General features: G+C 35.9%; 16 protein-coding genes and 1 other RNA gene. 3 read left to right on the top strand and 14 right to left on the bottom strand.

The genetic code is table 11. The features are described from left to right. Window positions 1-33: 33 nt before the first annotated feature. The 6 genes from rsmB to A3GU_RS0106270 all read right to left on the bottom strand — a co-directional run bounded on the left by rsmB (window position 34) and on the right by A3GU_RS0106270 (window position 7484). Window positions 34-1356, bottom strand: coding sequence for a 16S rRNA (cytosine(967)-C(5))-methyltransferase RsmB (gene rsmB, locus A3GU_RS0106295; protein ID WP_018366694.1), 1323 nt, complete (start codon window positions 1354-1356; stop codon window positions 34-36). Beyond that, complete coding sequence (fmt, locus tag A3GU_RS0106290; protein ID WP_018366693.1) at window positions 1346-2281, bottom strand: methionyl-tRNA formyltransferase; 936 nt, start codon at window positions 2279-2281, stop codon at window positions 1346-1348. Before fmt ends, rsmB begins: the two co-directional genes overlap by 11 nt. A gap of 73 nt (window positions 2282-2354) precedes the next feature. Continuing rightward, the gene (locus A3GU_RS0106285; protein WP_018366692.1) at window positions 2355-4742 is read right to left on the bottom strand and encodes a primosomal protein N'; all 2388 of its coding nucleotides are present in this window, start codon (window positions 4740-4742) and stop codon (window positions 2355-2357) included. 63 nt (window positions 4743-4805) lie between these two features. Further along, window positions 4806-5123, bottom strand: a complete 318-nt coding sequence (gene rpoZ / locus A3GU_RS0106280) for a DNA-directed RNA polymerase subunit omega (protein ID WP_018366691.1) — start codon at window positions 5121-5123, stop codon at window positions 4806-4808. Window positions 5124-5142: 19 nt separating this feature from the next. Further along, complete coding sequence (gene gmk, locus A3GU_RS0106275) at window positions 5143-5769, bottom strand: guanylate kinase (protein WP_018366690.1); 627 nt, start codon at window positions 5767-5769, stop codon at window positions 5143-5145. Window positions 5770-5876: 107 nt separating this feature from the next. Further along, window positions 5877-7484: a ribonuclease Y gene (locus A3GU_RS0106270; RefSeq protein ID WP_018366689.1), complete on the bottom strand. Its 1608-nt coding sequence runs from the start codon at window positions 7482-7484 to the stop codon at window positions 5877-5879. A gap of 169 nt (window positions 7485-7653) precedes the next feature. Between A3GU_RS0106270 and A3GU_RS0106265 the strand changes: the two genes are divergently transcribed. Next, window positions 7654-8136, top strand: a complete 483-nt coding sequence (locus A3GU_RS0106265) for an S-ribosylhomocysteine lyase (protein ID WP_018366688.1) — start codon at window positions 7654-7656, stop codon at window positions 8134-8136. Between the two features lie 132 nt (window positions 8137-8268). On the opposite strand, the gene A3GU_RS0106260 is transcribed toward A3GU_RS0106265, so the two are convergent. From A3GU_RS0106260 to A3GU_RS0106245, 5 genes are all read right to left on the bottom strand, one after another. Continuing rightward, a complete protein-coding gene (locus tag A3GU_RS0106260; RefSeq protein ID WP_018366687.1) occupies window positions 8269-9735 on the bottom strand; it encodes a cell division site-positioning protein MapZ family protein in 1467 nt (488 codons plus the stop codon). Window positions 9736-9741: 6 nt separating this feature from the next. Further along, on the bottom strand, window positions 9742-10902 hold the full coding sequence (locus tag A3GU_RS0106255) for a THUMP domain-containing class I SAM-dependent RNA methyltransferase (protein ID WP_018366686.1): 1161 nt from the start codon (window positions 10900-10902) through the stop codon (window positions 9742-9744). Window positions 10903-10964: 62 nt separating this feature from the next. Beyond that, window positions 10965-11336, bottom strand: an RNA gene (gene rnpB / locus A3GU_RS10045) — RNase P RNA component class B. A gap of 19 nt (window positions 11337-11355) precedes the next feature. Continuing rightward, a complete protein-coding gene (gpsB, locus tag A3GU_RS0106250; RefSeq protein WP_018366685.1) occupies window positions 11356-11685 on the bottom strand; it encodes a cell division regulator GpsB in 330 nt (109 codons plus the stop codon). Window positions 11686-11800: 115 nt separating this feature from the next. Then, window positions 11801-12322, bottom strand: coding sequence for an SLOG family protein (locus A3GU_RS0106245; RefSeq protein ID WP_018366684.1), 522 nt, complete (start codon window positions 12320-12322; stop codon window positions 11801-11803). Between the two features lie 78 nt (window positions 12323-12400). Here A3GU_RS0106245 and recU point away from each other — a divergent pair, with 78 nt between their 5' ends. Beyond that, a complete protein-coding gene (gene recU / locus A3GU_RS0106240) occupies window positions 12401-13003 on the top strand; it encodes a Holliday junction resolvase RecU (protein ID WP_018366683.1) in 603 nt (200 codons plus the stop codon). Next, a complete protein-coding gene (pbp1a, locus tag A3GU_RS0106235; protein WP_018366682.1) occupies window positions 12996-15182 on the top strand; it encodes a penicillin-binding protein PBP1A in 2187 nt (728 codons plus the stop codon). Before recU ends, pbp1a begins: the two co-directional genes overlap by 8 nt. A gap of 28 nt (window positions 15183-15210) precedes the next feature. Here the strand turns inward: pbp1a and pepC are convergent, their stop codons facing one another. The 3 genes from pepC to A3GU_RS0106220 form a co-directional block, all read right to left on the bottom strand. Further along, window positions 15211-16545, bottom strand: a complete 1335-nt coding sequence (gene pepC, locus A3GU_RS0106230; RefSeq protein WP_018366681.1) for an aminopeptidase C — start codon at window positions 16543-16545, stop codon at window positions 15211-15213. A gap of 228 nt (window positions 16546-16773) precedes the next feature. Beyond that, the gene (nadE, locus tag A3GU_RS0106225; protein ID WP_018366680.1) at window positions 16774-17598 is read right to left on the bottom strand and encodes an NAD(+) synthase; all 825 of its coding nucleotides are present in this window, start codon (window positions 17596-17598) and stop codon (window positions 16774-16776) included. Then, on the bottom strand, window positions 17595-19058 hold the full coding sequence (locus tag A3GU_RS0106220; RefSeq protein ID WP_018366679.1) for a nicotinate phosphoribosyltransferase: 1464 nt from the start codon (window positions 19056-19058) through the stop codon (window positions 17595-17597). The genes nadE and A3GU_RS0106220 overlap by 4 nt, the downstream gene beginning before the upstream one ends. Window positions 19059-19096 lie beyond the last annotated feature (38 nt).

Genomic DNA, 19096 nt, shown 5'->3' with positions numbered 1-19096 from the left:
GTGTTTCTGACTCAGTCAGTCTCCTCCTAAATACTACAAGACTCGCCTTATTTGGCTAATAAAGAAGCCATCAGTTTGATATTGCTCAGGTGTAATCAATAAGCAACCTTTTTTGACAATATCTGCTTGTGGATGTGTTAATATTACCTGTTCAAAATTAGAATGACTTGCTAAAAAATTTTCAATGACTTGAAAATTTTCTTCATCAAAAATAGTGCATGTACTATAGGTTATTATACCACCTTTACGCACTGTTTGACAAACACTAGACAATATCTCTAGTTGAATTTCCTGCAATTGCATCAGATCGGCTATATCTTTTTTATATTTAAGATCAGGTTTTCGTCGTATCAGACCAATTCCTGAACAAGGGGCATCCACTAGAATCTTATCAAAAGAATCAGCTGGGAAATGTTGATGTGTTTTTCTGGCATCACATTTTTTAGTTTCAATTTTATCAGACAAGCCTAAACGTCTAGCATTTTCTTTAACCAGATCCAACTTATGATCATATATATCCATGGCAATAACTTTTCCCGTCCTGAGATATGATGCCATATGGACAGTTTTTCCACCCGGTGCACTACAAGCATCCAAAATAATATCCTCTTCTTGAATCGATAGCGTTGGGGCAACAAGCTGACTTGTTTCATCTTGAATAGTAATATCACCATTTGTAAAATAGGGATTGGCTGCAAAATAACCACTTGATTTGGTCAAAGCACTGGAAGCTATTTGGGATTTGTCTGCCTTTAAATCCTGCCTAATAGTATCATACTTACTTAGATTATTTACCCGAATACTTGCTTTACTTGGTTGATAAAGGCTATCCATGATGTTAAGAGCAGCTTCTTCGCCAAACTGATCTATCAATTTCTTAACTAACCAGATTGGTAGAGAATAGGTAACCGAGTAACGCTTGTTTTTTCGCTTAATCTGATCTATTTTTGGTAATTCGGCTACAGCTAACTGACGAAGAATAGCATTAACATATTTTTCAGCACCACGTTTATTGCCTCGATTTTTAGCTATAGTCACTGCTTCATTAACAATACCATGGGCAGGTACCTTATCAAGATATAGAAGTTGATAGAGACTAAGCATTAAGAGGTAATAGACCCACTTCTCAATTTTTTCACGGTCTTTAATATAAAAGGACAAATACCATTCTAAGGTTATTTTTCGTGATACCGTTCCATAAACAATTTCTGTAATAAGGGATTTGTCTTTATCATTTAATGATTTATTAGATAATTGATTATTAAGGGAAATGTTAGAATAAGCTTCATTATCAAAAACATCCTCTATAATCATTAGTGCCTTACCACGTGGCAGTTGTTTCCAATTATTTGCCAAAATATTCTCCTATTTTCACGTCTCGACCAAGTCCATTCAAAAAATCTTTTATGGTCATTTTAGGTTTCCCTGATGGTTGAACTATTTTTAAGGCCACAGCCCCATTGCCTGTTGCTACAATTAAATCATTCTTGGTTTTTTCAATAATTTGTCCAGGTTCTCCCTGACCTTGAACAAGTTCTACTTGATAGACTTTAAATCGATTTTCATTTAAATAAGTATGAGCAACGGGCCAAGGATTCATTCCTCTAACCTGATTAAAGACTTCCATTGACCCTTTGGTCCAGTCCAGTCTTTCTTGCTCAGGGCTAATATTTGGTGAAAAACTAGCTTGTGAGTGGTCTTGTGCTACTGGTTTTAAATCTCCTGATAAATAATCTGGTAGCGTTTTTAATAAGAGATCACGACCAAGTAACGCTAATTTCTCAAATAAGGTCCCTACATTATCACTTTCTAGAATAGGAATACTGGCCTTTGAAATCATATCACCGGCATCCATTTCCTTTACCATCTCCATAATAGTAACACCAATTTCATCTTCTCCATTAATGAGAGCATAATGAATAGGTGCACCTCCACGGTATTTGGGTAAAAGAGAGGCATGGACATTTACTGCAAAGTCTACAGAATGAATCAGTTTCATTGGTAAAAATTGGCCAAAAGCTGCTGTAACAATGCCATCTGCACCCAAAGTAAGAATCTCTTCTAGTTCTTTAGAAGCAGATAATTTTTTAGGTTGATAAACAGGAATATTATGTTCCAAGGCCACCTCTTTAACAGGTGTCATGTTGAGGACTTTTTTTCGGCCAACAGCCCTATCTGGCTGTGTTACCACAGCTAAAATATCATAATTGCTATCATCTATAAGTCCTTTTAATACAGTGGCTGAAAATTGGGGTGTTCCCATGAATAGTATTTTTGTCATATTTTTCCTCATTTAAGATTATATTTCATTATAGCATAGTAGCTTATCTCTAGGTTTCAAACAAGCCCCTTACTTAAGTAAAGTTTTGAGGTTCTTGGTCTATGGAAAGCTTTAGTGATTTGTTGCCTTTTTCTTGGCTCCAGTCCAAGATCATATTTAAAGTGTCTTCTAAATAATTTTCAAAACGATATTTTATAATGATTTGATAATGATAAAGATTATGGGTTCTAGCAATAGGCTTAGGAGTTGGTCCTAATAGTTTCACCTGATCTGAAAGATTCTGCCTTAAAATAGACATTATCTGATAAGACTTTTTAACCGCTTCTTCTTCTACCTGATGGGATATGGTCAAACCAACTGTGAAATAATAAGGGGGGTAAGCCATCTTTTGTCTAATTTTCATTTCATAGGCATAAAAAGCTTCGTAATTTTGGTCTTTAGCTAGCTTAATCGCATAATGGTCTGGATTGTAGGTCTGGATTAAAACTTCTCCTAATTTTTCTGCTCTACCTGCTCTACCTGCGACCTGGGTTAAGAGTTGGAAAGTTTTTTCTGATGCTCTGAAATCAGGCAAATTTAGGGAAGTATCTGCATTAAGAACACCAACTAAGGTTACGTTGGGAAAATCCAAGCCCTTTGCAATCATCTGAGTTCCCAGTAAAATATCGGCTTCTTGATTAGCAAATTGAGTCAAGAGCTTTTCATGGCTTCCTTTTTTTCTGGTAGTGTCCACATCCATTCGGATAATACGTGCCTCAGGCAGAACCTCTTTCAATTCGTCATAGGCTTTTTGGGTACCTGTTCCATAGTACCTAATGCTTGAGCTATGGCAATTAGGGCATTTATGAGGAATTGCTTTTTGAAAGCCACAGTAATGGCAATTCATAGTTTTAGTATCCATATGCAGAGTCAAGGAGATATCACAATTGGGACAACTATCGACATAACCACAATCACGACACATAATAAAACTTGAATAGCCTCTACGGTTAAGCATGAGGACAACTTGCTCTTTTTTTTCAAAGCGATCTTTAATTTTTTCAAGCAGATAAGGGGTGTAATTAGAAACTTCTTGTTTTCCTATGTAATCCCTAAAATCTACAATTTCGACTGAAGGAATTTCTGAAAAAGGGTTTGCTCTTTTGGTTAATTCAATAAAGTGGTAGACACCTTTGCTGGCTCTGGCCCTGCTTTCAATGCTTGGGGTAGCTGATCCTAGAACAAGTACTGCCCCATGGCTTTTAGCTCGAATCAAAGCAACATCTCTTGCGTGATAACGAGGATTGGACTCTTGTTTATAGGTCGATTCGTGTTCCTCATCTATAATAATGGCTCCAATATTTTCAAGAGGGGAAAAAATAGCTGATCTTGCACCTACAACTACCTTGGCCTGCCCATTTTTGATTTTTTGCCATTCATCAAACTTTTCTCCATCAGATAAGCCCGAATGCATAATAGCAACCAGCTTACCAAAACGTGAAATAAAGCGATTAGTCATTTGCGGGGTTAGAGAAATCTCAGGAACTAAAACGATGGCTGTTTTATCCTGTTTCAGGACACGATCAATCACATGTAAATAAACTTCTGTTTTTCCTGACCCTGTTATCCCTTCCAATAAAAAGGGTTTTGATTCTTTCCCAATGTCATGACAGATTGTATCTACTGCCTCTGCTTGTTGTTCATTTAAAGCTAAGAATTGGCTACTTTTTATATCTTCGAAATAGCTATCGCTTCGGTTAACCTTGACTTCATAAGTTGTTAGAAGCTTATTTTCGATAAAATAAAGAAGAATATCTCTAGAAAACAAGACTTGTAGCTGACTTAGTTGTCCATCAGCGGGATTATCCAGTAAATAGTCCTTGAGAGCCTGTCTTTTTTTGGCTCTGTTTGAAATAGGATGTTCTTTAAGAAGAGGTAAATTAACCTTGTACCACTTCTTTGTCTTGATTGTCTTTTTATCTTTAGCAATATAGTGAACAGAAACCTTATTTGCCTTGATTAAAGCTAAACTTTTAATTTCTTCTTCTTTGGATAATTGGGACAATAAAACAGAGCTTTTATGTGCAAAAATCATTTGCCGTTCTTGCTCACTTATAGTGTCATTAGGGATAAGCTCTTTATCATAATTAGAATTTAAAAGATTAGGAATCATAGCTTTTAAGAGCGTAACTTTATATGAAAAGACTCTTTTTCGCAACTGACTGGCTAGTGCTAACTGTTCCTTATTTAAAACTGGTTCCACATCTAAAAGCGAGTCAATCATTTTAAGATGACTACTATCTTCTACCTCAATAAAATCAATAACAAATCCCTGTAATAAGCGATTCCCCTTTCCAAAGGGAACATGCACACGAGAGCCTGCTGAGATAAGGTTAGCCACTTCTCTCGGGATCCTATAAGAAAAAGGTTTATCGGTTTGCATTAAAGGTATATCAATAATTATCTGTGCAACTTTTTCCATTCTGATATCCTTTCTTTTACTTCTTCAATTAATCATATGAAAAAACCTAAGATTTATCAAACCTTAGATTTTTTCTCCTTCTTCTTCTTTTTCTTTTGCAATTTGTTCTTTTATCTTACGTTCTTCTTCTACTTTGGCACGACGTTCAGCTTCAATCTTAGCCCTAACGGCTGCACGTTTTGCAGATGGGTCTGGATGAATAACAACGTTTCCTGATTCAATTTCTTCCAAGGCTTGCAAGGTTGATTTAACAGACTTGAATTTTTGGGTTCCCTTAGAACCAGCCTCTAATTCATGGGCACGTTTTGCCTGTAAAATAACAAGTGAATATTTTGATGGTACTTTATCTAGTAAAGTATCAATTGAAGGTTTTAACATCATATTTTTTACTCTTTTCTTTTTAAACAAGTGGTTTTGTGTTCTTAATCATATTATCATAACGACCAATCACACGTTCCACACGAAAATGTTCTGTTTCAATAATACGTTTAACCCGCTCGGCAGCAAGTGGCACTTGATCATTTACTACTGCATAATCATACTCACGCATTAATGCTATCTCTTCACTAGCACGCTTAATACGTTGAGCTATAACTTCTTTACTGTCAGTACCTCTACCTACTAAGCGCTCTTCTAATTGTTCCAAATCAGGTGGTGTTAAAAAAATAAAAACCCCATCTGGCACTTTGGATTTAACTTGTAGGGCACCTTGAACTTCTATTTCTAAGAAAACATCAATTCCCTTATCTAAGGTTTCATTAACATAGCTTAAGGGAGTTCCATAATAATTACCGACATACTCAGCATATTCCAAGATTTGACCATTTCTAATTAATTCTTCAAATTCTTCACGTGTGCGGAAAAAATAGTCAACTCCATCAACCTCACCCGGACGTTGAGGACGTGTTGTCATCGAAACTGAATACTCAAACTTATGATCGGGGGTTGAGAAAATCTCCTGCCTAACCGTCCCTTTACCTACACCTGATGGTCCTGAAAAGACGATCAACAAACCACGTTCAGACATTGTATACTCCTTAATCATTGCTTTCTACTAGTTTATCAAATTAGGCTTCTTTTTTCAAGACAATATTATAAGCCCAACCAAGTAAAAAAGAGGAGCTCTCCTCTTTTTTACTTAGCATAATCAATAGCTCGCATCTCACGAATAACAGTAACTTTGATATTCCCAGGATAATCGAGGTTGTTTTCAATTTTTTCACGTACCTTGTGAGACAGGATAACAACTTCATCATCAGATAATTTTTCTGGTTGAACCATAATCCGAATTTCTCTTCCTGCTTGCAAGGCAAAGCTTGTTTGAACACCATCAAAGCTTGTGGCAATTTCTTCAAGATCACGTAAACGTTTAATGTAATTTTCCATGGATTCATTTCGTGCGCCCGGACGTGCTGAACTTAAGGCATCCGCCGCAGCAACCAAAACAGCGATAACTGATTCTGGCTCAACATCTCCATGATGACTTGCAATAGTATTAATAACAACAGGATGTTCTTTGTACTTACGTGCAAATTCCATACCAATCTCTACGTGACTACCCTCAACTTCTCGGTCAATGGCTTTGCCGATATCATGCATAAAGCCAGCCCGTCTAGCCAAGGCAACATTCTCACCTAATTCTCCTGCCAAGATACCTGCAAGTTTACCAACTTCAACAGAATGTCTGAGAACATTTTGTCCAAAGGAAGTTCTAAATTGGAGACGACCCATGATTTTTATTAAATCAGGATGCAAGTTTGGTGCACCAATTTCATAAGCAGCTGCTTCACCATATTCACGGATACGGTTATCCATTTCAAGTCGGTTCTTTTCAACTAATTCCTCAATCCTTGCTGGATGAATACGACCATCAGCGATTAAGGATTCTAAAGTCATTCGGGCAATTTCACGACGTATTGGGTCAAAACCAGATAAGACAACAACCTCTGGTGTATCATCAATAATGACATCAATTCCTGTTAGACTTTCTAGTGTTCTGATATTTCGTCCTTCACGGCCAATAATACGACCTTTCATATTATCATCAGGCAGATGGACGCTTGTTATTGTCTGTTCAGTAACATATTCTCCCGCCATACGTTGCATGGCTTGAGCCAGTAAGTCTTTAGCTGTTTTTGTAGTACGGTCTTTGATATCACGTTCTGCATCTCGGATGCGAGTAGCAATTTCATAGGATAGTTTATTTTCTGTCTCCATTAAAATAACTTCTCTTGCCTCAGCAATTGTCATAGCAGCAACACGTTCTAGCTCGACTTGTTTTTCTTCTTCAAGTTTTTCAACTTGTGTTTGTCGCTCATCAATATGTTTAGATTTATCGGTCAGACTTTGTTCTTTGCTATCTAGTATTTTTTCTTTACTTGATAAATTCTCATCTTTTCGGTCAAGAGAAAAGGCCCGCTCCGTTAGGCGCGTTTCTAGTTGTTTTAACTCTTGTCTTTCAGATTTAAATTCTTGCTCAATCTCTTCGCGATATTTTCTCGCCTCTTCTTTTGCTTCTAGTAGTAATTCTTTACGATTTGCTTTGCTTTCACGTTGGGCTGATTTTTTAATATGTTCAGCTTCTTCTTCAGCCTTTCCGCGAATATTTACAGCATCTTGTTCAGCATTTAAAAGAGTCAAGTCTGCATGTTCTTTCGCTGATTTTAATTTTAGCGAAATGAGTGCATAACCTATTATCAAACCAATGAGGGCACAAACACTAAATATAATAATATTATACATGTCTCCACCTCAATTTTTATTAGTTTTCATTTAAAAAGAAAGCTATAAATTAAGTTTATCATAAAATGAACTATTAGACAATTTAAATAAGACTGAATTACTATTACACATCAAATAAAATATGGTATCATAGCATATGATATGAGATAGAAATAAAAAGGAGATTCCTATGCCAAAAGAAGTTATTGTAGAAAGCTTTGAACTTGATCATACTATTGTAAAAGCCCCTTATGTACGTCTTATTTCAGAAGATAAGGGACCTAAAGGTGATATTATTACAAACTATGATATCCGACTTGTGCAGCCAAATACCAACTCCATTGAAACTGCTGGTTTACATACTATTGAACACTTACTAGCTAAATTAATTCGGCAACGTATTGATGGCATGATTGATTGCTCACCATTTGGCTGTCGTACAGGCTTTCATCTAATTATGTGGGGGCAACACACCACTACTGAAATTGCTCAGGTTATTAAATCGAGCCTTCAAGAAATTGTTGAGGGGATTTCTTGGGAAGATGTTCCTGGGACAACTATTGAATCTTGTGGTAACTATAAAGACCATAGCCTTTTTTCTGCTAAAGAATGGGCACAGCTTATTCTAGACCAAGGCATTTCAGACCAAGCCTTTGATCGGCATATCATCTAGGTTCATATAAATAAATAACTATAAAAAGACCAAGCGAAATGAACAGGACCCTAAAAGCAATTTTAGGATGCTAGTCAATCTCTTGGTCTTTTGTATTAGCAATAACCACAAGTTATGGTCTTAAAAAATAGCTTAATAATCTAGGTCGTCGGCATGTCCTTTAGCATTCCCTACAAAGTAACCTGTTTTACAGTTGATAGAGAAAAGATAGGTGCCATCTGGCTTAAACATGTTATAGTAACCATTACCATTAATGATATTAACAGGGTCTAAAATATAGTTATTACCAGAAATATAACCCCTAGCTTGAGATGTAGCAACTATTTTTTCTAGAACTCCTGGATTAAAGGCCCAAGCTGGGTTAGTCTGATCAGCTATAAGAGCATTATTGTAAGGAACACGTGATAATTCTCTTTGCAAACCTGGAACAGTACTTGGGCTCATCCCGTAAATGATAGGACTTGCAGGTGCTACTGGACTAGTATAAGCAGGTGTGGTAGCTGCTGAAACAGCTCCTTCTTTTGCTTTATTTTCTTCTTCAGCTTTTGCTTGTGCCTGTGCTTCTTGACTAGCTTTTTCTTGAGCAAGCTTAGTCTTATCACTGACTTGCTTGCGACCACTGTCAATCACTGTTTGTAAAAGCTTATCTAGTCTAGCATTCCCTGTTTTTAAGGTTTCACTCTTTAAATCATCAAAATTAGCATTATCTTTAACACTAGCAGTCACTTTTTCGCCATTTTTAATGGCATCTGAAGAGAATTTTGCATTGACCGCTTGGATAGCACTTATTTGTTTTTTCAAACTATCAAATTTTGTTTTTGCCTTTTCATAGTAAGAAGTGTTTTTTAATTTTTGAAGATTTTCTTCTAATTTGTCAAGCTTGTCAAAGGAATCATTTTTTAGTTTTGTTTGATTTTTATCTGTAAAGAATTCTTTATAAGCCTTGTTGAAGCTGTCGGCTTTTTCTGCTTCTTTACTTGCTATACTTGATTTGCTTTGACTTGTTTGGCGGCTGCTTGTTTTTGAATTAGTATTAGACTGTCTTAAAAAAGTCAGACCAAAAACTAGACCTAGAATGAGAAGTAACAGAATAAACAAGAACCATAGCTTTTTCTTTTTAGATTTTTTTTTTGTTCCACAATCAGTCTTTTCTAAAAAGCTATCACTCGTATCAAGACTACGATGTGAGAAAGTCTCCTTGGTTGAAGTGGTTAGTGGACTTTCCTCTGGCTCAATAAAGACTTCTTCTTGCTTATAAGTCTGGTCACTTACATCTAGCCAATCATCAGCTGATGCTACGGAATCATCGTCAAGTGCACCTGATTGTAAGAGTTCTTCTCTTTGTTTTTTTATAAAATTATCCAAGCTAGCTGTATCTAGATTCTCTGCTTCTGCACTTTTAGTAGCAAATTTTTGTGAAACCACTTCTTGGTGATGTTGCTTAATATACTTATCTAAAACACTATCATCATCAGTAATGCCTGCTTTAAGTTCTGAATCTTTGCGAACAGCTTCGCCAACCGTCATGTTTTTGGCCTGATCCATGTCTAGAGTCTGGTCTTCTTTGGCCATATCAAATTCTTTTTTTTCTTCTGACACGTTATATTACCTCTCGCTTAAATTTCGTTTAATCCTTTCACCATAAAAGTGATAGAGATCAACTTTCAGGGTTCCGTTATAAAGTTTTCGTTTTTTATCAGCTTGACTACCAAATTTCTTTTCGAAATTCTCGTCATTAGTTAAAATAAATTTACTCCATGTTTTTAATGGGGCAAAGGCTTGACCCATTTCATTATACAAAATGTCAACTGCTTTGTCATCAAGCAAACGTTCTCCATAAGGTGGATTTGAAACGATGACCCCATTTAATTTTTCAGTGGTAAAATCCTGAAGGCGCATCTGTTTAAAGGTAATAAGATCAGCTAGACCAGCCTCTTGTGCATTCTTTTTAGCTATCTCAATCATTCTGCCGTCAATATCAAAACCAGATATATCAAGCTTAATATCATAATTAGCCATTTCTTCAGCTTGATTTCTAATAGCCTGAACAGTATCTTTGTCTACCCAGCTCCATTCTTCGAAAGCAAAAGAGCGGTTAAAACCAGGAGCAATGTTCATCCCAATTAGAGCTGCTTCAATACAGAATGTTCCTGAGCCACAAGTAGGATCAACAAGAGGTTTATCAGGGAACCAATTACTCAATTCTAGGATAGCTGCTGCCATATTTTCTTTTATAGGTGCCCCACCTTTTTGAATACGATAACCACGTTTAAACAAACTCGAGCCACTGGTATCAATCATAATGGTAGCCACATCTTTCAAAAGAGAAACCTCTATTTTAAATTCAGAACCAACTTCTTGAAGAGGTACTCCTTCTGGACGATGATAGTGTTTTTGGAGTTTTTTAACAACAGCCTTTTTAGTAATAGCTTGGACACTAGGCTCGTTGTGCAATCTAGACTTGACACATTTTGCTTTTGAAATGGGGAATTTAGAGCCTAAAGGAAGATAGTCTTCCCAATCTAAATTATTAACGCCTTGGAATAGTTCCTCAAATGTTTTTGCCTGAAATTGACCAACTATAATTTTAATTCTATCTGCTGCACGGAGCCATAGATTTGTTTTGATGATTGCCTCTATCCCACCTTCAAAATAAACCTTGCCGTTTTCCACCTTACAATCAAAGCCTAAAGCTTTTACTTCTTTACCTACTACAGACTCTAAGCCTGCAGCAACAGTAGCTACTAATTTAAAATTTTCTTTCATATTAATCTTTCTTTTTAATCAAATAAAAGCTAGCAAGTGCTAGCTTAACCTATTATGCAATTTTCTATAAGCCATGTTTTGTTCCGGAAATAACTAGGTATCATTTCCTTCGATAATCATCTGTCTACTGAATATTAAACAGTCAGAATAGCTCGTTCGTTTCCAATCTATTCCATGCCCCGACCAAAGTTTGGGTTGCTAGCTTGAGGGGTTTACCGCGTTCCATTTTTTACGTTTCCATAAAAACTACGTCACTGTGGCACTTTCAAGATTACTCAAGCATATCTTAAAGACTTAGCTTTTTTATCTGCCGTAATGTAACATTACATCCCTAGGCTTATTTTTTCGCCTAGCACAAACACTACTGGCATCACAGCCAGTGCTAGCATGGACTTTCCTCATAGTATTCAAATACTACGCGATTATCCGAAAATTGCAATCACTATTAATTACTTAATAATCTGTAATCTGCTTGCCAAAAACCTCTTTTTCTAAGCGACTAATTCTCTTAAGAATATCAAAGTTGGTTGCTGTCTGAGTCACACGGGTTGGTTGCATCATTGAAGAATGCTCATCTGCATGAGAGGACCGACTTTGACTGCCGACCTTTTTTCTAAGTCTCTCATTTTCAGCCTTTAAATGCTCTATCTCTGCAATATAAGCTTCATAATCTTTAATAACATTATCTAAAAACTCATCAACTTCTTTTTTATCAAAACCACGCATGCTGGTTTTAAATTCCTGTTCAAAAATATCTTTTGGACTATAAATTATACTTGTCATTCTATACTCTCCGACCGGTAGTTCTTTTTGATACCAATAGACCGATATCACTATTAATAATACAGAAAAAAAAAGTAAAAAGCAAGCAATAAAAGAGACCTTGGAAGTGAAATAATCATCTCTCTTCATCTAAAATATCATTTAGACTTTCAAATGTTAAGAAATGAAGACCATATTCATTTTTTTCTTTCATTTTAGTAATTAAATACTTAAGATTTGTTTCATTTTCATTATCATAAAACAAATAAGCTCCATCTGTATTTTCAATAAGAAATTGATTAATGACTGTAAATTGCCAAGGTTTTTCATATTCTTTAAAGCAATATTTCACAAAGTCACTGGCTTTAAATTCCTGTAATTTTTTCAAATTTGCTTCATTCCACTTAGCGCTATGACTTTCAAAGGGGAAAATAGTAGCTATCTCAATAGGATAATCCTTTTTCAAATCACGTGCCACCTGAAAAGCCCAGTACTCAAAGCCCAGATTCCCAGTGAAAATAAACCAGTCTACACCTTCTTCAATATAGGAAATAAAATCTTTTTTTATAGCCTTTTGTATAATAGCAATGCGGTAATCTTTATCATCAAAAATACCAATTTCAAAGCTCTTATAACCCATGACTAGAATCGCAGTCATAATGTGTTTTCCTTTCAAAAAATATGTTATAATAAGAATGCATAAATTTTTCATTAAGTAATTGAATATAGGAGTAGAATGGTTAATTATCCTCATCAACTTAAAAGGAAAAATGCAGACCCAATTCAAGCTAAAACTAAAAAATCAAAAGTGAATTTTGCAAATCGAGGCATGTCATTTGAAGCTGCTATTAATGCCACAAATGATTATTATCTATCTCGTAAAATTGCTGTTATTCATAAAAAACCAACACCCATTCAAATTGTCAAGGTGGATTACCCACATCGAAGCCGAGCAAAAATTGTGGAAGCCTACTTTAGGCAAGCTTCTACCACTGACTATTCAGGGGTTTACAAAGGTTTTTATCTTGATTTTGAAGCTAAGGAAACCCGGCAAAAGACAGCGATGCCTATGAAAAATTTTCATTTGCATCAGATTGAGCATATGGTTTCTGTTTTAGAGCAAAAGGGAATTTGCTTTGTCCTCTTACATTTTAGCACACTGAAAGAAACCTATTATCTTCCCGCAAGGGCTCTAATTGACTTCTATCAAATCGATAAGGGCAACAAATCAATGCCTCTCGATTATATCAGAAAAAATGGGTATGAGATAATTATTGGAGCATTTCCACAGGTTCCTTATTTAGATATTATTGAAAAAAATTTTTTAGGCGGTGATTAAAATCAAAAATCCAAACATCCAAAAGCTATTAAAATATGCACTTGCTGCTATTCTTAGTCTTATCATTCTTATAATCGTCTTAGGAGGACTGCTATTTTTATTCTACGTTTCAACTGCACCAAAGCTTTCTGAAGCAGAGTTGAAATCTACTAATTCAAGTCTTGTTTATGATGGTAACAATAAATTAATTGCAGATTTAGGCTCTGAAAAACGAGAAAATGTTACTGCCGACAGCATTCCTTTAAAACTTGTAAATGCTATTACATCTATTGAAGATAAACGTTTCTTTAATCATAGAGGTATTGATTTATATCGGATTTTAGGCGCTGCTTTTCATAATCTAACAAGTAAGAGTACTCAAGGTGGCTCTACCTTAGATCAACAGCTTATTAAGCTGGCTTATTTTTCTACCAAGGAATCTGACCAAACTCTTAAACGTAAAGCACAAGAAGTTTGGCTAGCTTTACAAATGGAACGAAAATATACCAAGCAAGAAATCTTGACTTTCTATATTAACAAGGTTTATATGGGTAACGGAAACTATGGTATGTTAACTGCTGCCAAAGCCTACTATGGAAAAGATTTAAAGGATTTATCTTATGCTCAGCTAGCCCTACTAGCTGGTATTCCTCAGGCCCCTTCCCAATACGATCCTTATTCACAACCTGAGTCTGCTACTAATCGTCGAAATGTTGTTTTACACCAGATGTATTCTGAAAAGAACATCACTAAAGCTGAATACGACAAGGCCATTGCTACACCAATAAATGATGGTCTCCAAGAGCTGAGAAAGACTTCAAGTTATCCAAAATACATGGATAATTATCTCAAACAAGTCATTGAACAAGTAAGAACTGAAACAAACAAAGATATCTTTACTTCAGGATTAAAAGTCTATACCAACTTACAACCCGAAGCACAACAAAAACTCTATGATATCTATAATACAGATGAGTATATCTACTACCCAGACAATGAATTTCAGGTAGCTTCAACTGTTATGGATGTTACAAATGGTCATGTTATTGCACAATTAGGTGGTCGAAATCAGAATTTAGATGTTTCATTTGGAACCAACCAATCTGTCTTAACAGACCGTGACTGGGGTTCTACTATGAAACCTATCTCTGCTTACGCACCAGCAATTGAATCAGGAGCCTATAGCTCAACTGCTCAAGCAACTAATGATTCTGTTTATTATTGGCCTGGTAGCACAACCCAACTCTATAACTGGGACCGTAGATATAATGGTTGGATGACTATTCAAACAGCACTGATGCTATCTCGTAACGTTCCTGCTGTTAGAGCTCTGGAAGCAGCTGGCTTAGGTTACGCCCAAACCTTCCTCAGTCATTTAGGTATTCAATACCCTGAAATGCATTATTCAAATGCTATTTCAAGTAATAATACAAGTAGTGATGGCAAATATGGAGCAAGTAGTGAGAAAATGGCTGCTGCTTATGCTGCCTTTTCAAACGGTGGTATTTATTACAAACCACAATATGTTAATAAAATTGTCTTTAGTGACGGGACTACCAAAACAATTGACAATAAAGGTAAGCGGGCCATGAAAGAAACAACAGCATATATGATGACTGATATGCTTAAAACAGTTTTAAATTATGGTACTGGTACAGCAGCGATTATACCTGGGGTTATTCAGGCAGGTAAAACAGGTACCTCTAACTATACAGATGAAGAACTAGCTAAGATAACAAGTGAAACTGGTCTTTCTCCTGATTATGTAGGAACAATGGCACCTGATGAAAACTTTGTAGGTTACACTAACAAGTATTCTATGGCTGTTTGGACAGGTTATAAAAACCGCCTAACCCCTATCTATGGCGATGGTCTAACTATCGCTTCTAAGGTGTACCGAAACATGGTTGCCTATTTGACCGATTACTATAGTGAAGATTGGACAATGCCAAGCGGCTTGTACCGTAGTGGAGGCATGCTTTATCTAAGTGGCGGAACCTACACAACAAATAGTAATAATAGTAGCTCTGTCTACAATAATATCTACAGTTCTTCTACTAGCCAAAGTAGCTCTGCTAGTTCAACAGATTCAGCTACTACACCTGAAACTTCCCCATCTAACAGCACACCTGAGAATAACTCTCCTGCTGCAAATACTCCTCCTGCTAATGACAAGGATAAAGATAAAAGAAATAACTAAAAAAATTCGGAAATATTTCCGAATTTTTTTAGTTTGCTAAAGCACCCATTGGATCCCAAGGAGCTAAAATTTGTGGTTTGGCTTCATAAGCTTGTACTTCTTCTTTTGTTAGTAAATCTTTTCTGACCACAATCTGGTAGGTATACTCATCCATCCAAGCATCTGATGCAACAAAGTAGCCTTTATCGCCAACCTTATCACCCCATGAATTTTCTACTTTCCATTTGATAGCTTGACCTTTTTCGTCAAGGTCAACACCCGTTAGAACCATGGCATGCGTCATAAGACTCTCTGAATAATCTAAACGACCTGCTTTATCCTGACTTAAGCTAATATCCATACTTGATTCAAAGTCATAAGTATTAATTGCCATAATTCCTTTTTTACGGTTAGAGATTTGACCGACATCACAACCAAACCAGACGGTTTCCCCTGCTTGCATTTGCTTAATAGCTAATTCCTTAAACCGTTCCATCTCCACATTAAGATAGCGAACCTCACGGCTACCTACAACATTTCCTAGCATTTCTACAGTATAAGATTTTCTATAAGGTTTATCTGCCGTTGGGGCATTAATAACTGAAACATAATCACTAAGGTTAAGTCCTACATATTTTTTATAGAAGTCCTGTGGACTAATATTTTTTTCGGATTGGAAATTACCATCCTTATCTCGATAAGAAAAATCAAATGAACGTGGTGGCAATCCTAAATTCATAGCTAAAAAATTAAAAATTTCTTGTAACAAGTCTTCTTTTTTAGCTTGAACACCAGCTTGGTCAGCTCCTTTTGCTATTAAATCACGAAGAATCTGAGCATCCTGACGTAATAACTTGTTTAAAATACTATTGAGTTCACGGCTATTACTTGAAGAAACTGATTCTGGATAAACAGACTTAGGAACAAGACCGTATTTTTTAAAAAGTGAAACCACCATATCCCACTGGCCACCATCTTGTTGAGGAGTATCTAATAAGAATTTAACCTTGCGGCTAGTTAACTCTTGGTCGCTTGTTGCAATAACTTGTTCCATAAACCAATTTGATTTTTCATATTTATCCCAAAAAAAGGTATGAGCTTGTGATAATTCAAAATTTTCTAATTTAAAATCACTTATTAACTTATGACGAAAGGTATTTAGAGCAGCAAACATCCAGCAACGTCCTGAGGCCTTTTGATTAGCAACCTTATCTTTTGTTAAATCAACTGAAAAAACAAAGTCATTATCAACTTCACTTTGGCGAGTTTCCAATGATTGTAATAAGCCATTATGGGTCACTGCATTTTCAAGAGCAGCATATTTAGCATTTGAGCTGTAATTTTCATATAATTTTTCTGTAAGTGAATCTGTTATTTCTGACATATTTTCCTCCTTTATATTATCTTCTATTATAATGAATAATTCTATTTCTTCAAGAAAAAAATTAGGTTAGCCTAATTTTTTTGGAAAAGTTTCTCAAATCCATAAGGGATTTAAACCAAGACTATGAGAATTCTGATTCTAGTCTATATTTACCGATTTGTCTGCAGATTAAAAAGTTGAGAGTACTCCCAACTTTTTTCTTATAATATCCTTATGTGTCAGTTCTTTTTATTTCCAAAAAGTATCAAAAATAGTGATAGGAAGATGACGCTTATGCTGTCCTTTATGCCACCAGGCTTCTATTTTTTCACGAGCTTCTTGAGGAATGAGCTTTCCTTCTAAATAATCATCAATATTATCATAGGTTACACCTAAAGCGAGCTCATCCGCAAGTCCTGGTTTATTTTCTTCTAAATCAGCTGTAGGAATCTTTTCATAGAGAGCAGCATCAGCCTGTAATTCCTTCAAAAGGGCTTTACCTTGTCTTTTATTGAGCCTAAAGAGGGGTAAAATATCTGCACCGCCATCACCAAATTTAGTAAAAAAGGCTGTGATATTTTCTGCAGCATGGTCTGTTCCAATAACAGCACCATTTGTTTGACCTGCAACTGCATACTGGCTAATCATCCTCTGACGGGCCTTGATATTTCCCTTATTAAAATCAGATACCTCTATTGAGGCCTGTTTTAAGGCAAGGACCTGCTGATCAACCGCTTCTTTGATATTAACTGTTATGACTTGGTCAGCTTGAATAAAGTCAAGGGCTTTTTGAGCATCTGCTTCATCTGCTTGAATGCCATAAGGAAGTCGCATAGCGAGAAACTGGTAACTATTATCCCCAGTTTCTTTACGTAATTCCTCAATCGCCAGCTGAGCTAAACGACCAGCCAAAGTAGAGTCTTGTCCTCCTGAGATTCCCAAAACATAGGTCTTTAAAAAAGGATATTTCAATAAATAGGCTTTTAAAAAATCAATTGACTTACGGATTTCCTCTTGGGGATTGATAGTAGGACTAATTCCTAATTCTTGAATAATCTCTTTTTGTAATGTCATTTTATTTCCTCAGTTTCCCCTAGAGCTTTTTGGCGAATTTCAGCTATTAAGTGCATCTTATTTTGCCAAACATTGCCTGCTAAATCAACAGGATAATCTTGGGGATTTAAGACACGTTTGTACTCATCCCATAAGCTATCAAATTCTTTTCGGGCATAAATCTTAATCTCTTGCAAGCTTGGTAGGTGATAGACTAATTGTCCTTTACTAAAAATATCGACTAATAAGGGCACAGCTTTAAAATTCTTAACAGTCTTTTTAATATAGGTGTAGGTAGGGTGAAACATTTCTATTTCTGTTAGTTGATTGACATCAAGGTCTGTAAAAGTAATATAATCCCCTTCTGATTTTCCTTTATCCAGACTGGTAATACGCCAGACCTGCTTTTTACCAGGTGTAGATACTTTTTCAGCATTATTGGAAAGTTTGATGGTATCTCTCATTCCACCTTTATCATCTTCAATAGAAACCATTTTATATACAGCTCCTAGTGCTGGTTGATCATAAGCAGTTATCAACTTAGTTCCCACACCCCAGACATCAATCTTTGCTTTTTGCATTTTTAAATTTAAGATGGTATTTTCATCTAGATCATTTGAAGCATATATCTTAGCATTGGGAAAGCCTGCTTCATCTAGTTGCTGTCTCACTTTTTTAGAAAGATAAGCTAAATCTCCTGAATCAAGGCGAACACCTAAAAAATTAATCCGATCTCCAAATTCTTTTGCTACTTTAATTGCTGTCGGTACACCCACTTTTAAGGTATCATAGGTATCCACTAAAAAGACACAATCCTTATGGGTGCTAGCATAGGCTTTAAAGGCATCATAGTCATTGCCATAAGCTTGTACTAGGGCATGTGCATGTGTTCCAGACACTGGAATTCCAAAAATCTTTCCAGCTCTGACATTACTTGTTGCATTTGCTCCCCCAATCACTGCAGCTCTAGTTCCCCAAAAGGCCGCATCAACTTCTTGAGCTCTTCTAGAACCGAATTCTAATAAGGGTTCAGCTTCAATAACAGATCTAATACGAGCTGTCTTAGTAGCAATTAGGGTTTGGAAATTAACAATATTCAAGAGAGCTGTCTCGACTAATTGGCATTGGCCAAGAGGACCTTCTACCTGAACAATAGGTTCATTGGCAAAAACCAGATCTCCTTCTTTGGCTGATCTTACACTTAGCTCTAGTTTTAAATCCCTTAAATAAGCTAAAAAAGCCTCATTATAACCTAAATCTTTGAGATAAGCTAAGTCACTGTCACTAAATTGCAAAGCTTTTAGATAATCAACCATCCTTTGTAAGCCAGCAAATACAGCATAACCATTTCCAAAAGGTTGTTTCCGAAAAAAGATTTCGAATACGGCATTTTTATTATGAATTCCTTGTTCAAAATAAACCTGCATCATATTGATTTGATATAAATCAGTATGAAGCGTTAAACTGTCATCTTTGTACATTAAGGTTTACTCCTTTAAATTATTGTTAATATTATAAC

The organism is Streptococcus didelphis DSM 15616, from assembly GCF_000380005.1.
Lineage (GTDB): Bacteria > Bacillota > Bacilli > Lactobacillales > Streptococcaceae > Streptococcus > Streptococcus didelphis.
The sequence above is the reverse complement of the archived record's forward strand: the minus strand, read 5'-3'. Positions and strand labels throughout refer to the sequence as shown.

Excerpts from the sequence above, each read along its gene's own strand:
- A3GU_RS0106285 (WP_018366692.1), bottom strand. The coding sequence starts at position 4,742 with ATGGAAAAAGTTGCACAGATAATTATTGATATACCTTTAATGCAAACC.
- A3GU_RS0106220 (WP_018366679.1), bottom strand. The coding sequence starts at position 19,058 with ATGTACAAAGATGACAGTTTAACGCTTCATACTGATTTATATCAAATC.
- gmk (WP_018366690.1), bottom strand. The coding sequence starts at position 5,769 with ATGTCTGAACGTGGTTTGTTGATCGTCTTTTCAGGACCATCAGGTGTA.
- A3GU_RS0106255 (WP_018366686.1), bottom strand. The coding sequence starts at position 10,902 with ATGAAAGAAAATTTTAAATTAGTAGCTACTGTTGCTGCAGGCTTAGAG.
- A3GU_RS0106245 (WP_018366684.1), bottom strand. The coding sequence starts at position 12,322 with ATGACTGCGATTCTAGTCATGGGTTATAAGAGCTTTGAAATTGGTATT.
- recU (WP_018366683.1), top strand. The coding sequence starts at position 12,401 with ATGGTTAATTATCCTCATCAACTTAAAAGGAAAAATGCAGACCCAATT.
- A3GU_RS0106270 (WP_018366689.1), bottom strand. The coding sequence starts at position 7,484 with ATGTATAATATTATTATATTTAGTGTTTGTGCCCTCATTGGTTTGATA.
- fmt (WP_018366693.1), bottom strand. The coding sequence starts at position 2,281 with ATGACAAAAATACTATTCATGGGAACACCCCAATTTTCAGCCACTGTA.
- nadE (WP_018366680.1), bottom strand. The coding sequence starts at position 17,598 with ATGACATTACAAAAAGAGATTATTCAAGAATTAGGAATTAGTCCTACT.
- rpoZ (WP_018366691.1), bottom strand. The coding sequence starts at position 5,123 with ATGATGTTAAAACCTTCAATTGATACTTTACTAGATAAAGTACCATCA.
- gpsB (WP_018366685.1), bottom strand. The coding sequence starts at position 11,685 with ATGACAAGTATAATTTATAGTCCAAAAGATATTTTTGAACAGGAATTT.
- pepC (WP_018366681.1), bottom strand. The coding sequence starts at position 16,545 with ATGTCAGAAATAACAGATTCACTTACAGAAAAATTATATGAAAATTAC.
- A3GU_RS0106265 (WP_018366688.1), top strand. The coding sequence starts at position 7,654 with ATGCCAAAAGAAGTTATTGTAGAAAGCTTTGAACTTGATCATACTATT.